General features: G+C 80.4%; 1 protein-coding gene. It reads right to left on the bottom strand.

Annotated elements, in window-relative coordinates; translation table 11 throughout:
* Nucleotides 1–761 (bottom strand): DUF4350 domain-containing protein (locus GTR02_RS21980; RefSeq protein WP_166609582.1); only part of this gene is annotated, 761 nt, incomplete at both ends.

Here is a 761-nt window from a genome sequence, read left to right as displayed (position 1 = left end):
GAGCGAGGTCACCGGCACGGTGCCGCCCCCCGCCACGTCCGTCGGGCTGGGCAGGTACCAGACCAGCCGCGGCTGCGCCCCGAGCGTGCGCAGCGCCAGCGCCGCGTTGCCGTCCTCGTCGACCCGGTCGTTGGTCAGCAGGGCCTCCTGCCCCAGCACCGTCACGGTGCCGGCGGTGCCGGCGCCCGCCGCGGCCCGTGCGTAGGAGCCGCCGTAGCAGACCGTCGCCGTCGCACCCGTCTCGACGGCCGGCGCGTACAGGCTGCCGCCCGCGAGCGCGGGACCCGCGGCGGCCGGGTCGGGGGCGTCGCAGCGCGGTTCCCGGACGTCGGCGGGGTCGACGCCCGCGACGCGCAGCGGCAGCTGCAGGGCGTCGAGCACGACCGCGTCGGGGGCCAGCAGCACGAGGTCCGTGCCCCCGGCGACGAGGCGGCCGACCTCGCGCAGCCGGTCGGGGTCGAGCAGGTCGGGTCCGGTGACGAGCAGCGTGGTGGTCGCGGCGCCCCGCTCGCGCACGGCCCGGCCGGCGGCGGCGAAGGTGCGGACCTCCTGCACCTCGACGCCCTCCGCCCGCAGCACCTGGGCGAGCGCGCGGCTGCCGCCGGGAGCCACCGACGTGGGGGCCAGGTCGTCGCGCGTGGTGCGGGGGGCCGTCAGCGCCAGCAGCAGCCCGAGCGCCACGACCAGGGCCAGCGGGACGACGACGACGCGGCTACGCCGCCAGCGGGCCCGCAGCCGCCCACCCCCGGCCCCCCCGGCGG

Source organism: Kineococcus siccus (assembly GCF_009906795.1).
GTDB lineage: Bacteria > Actinomycetota > Actinomycetes > Actinomycetales > Kineococcaceae > Kineococcus > Kineococcus siccus.
This window is presented reverse-complemented; position numbering and strand designations above follow the sequence as displayed.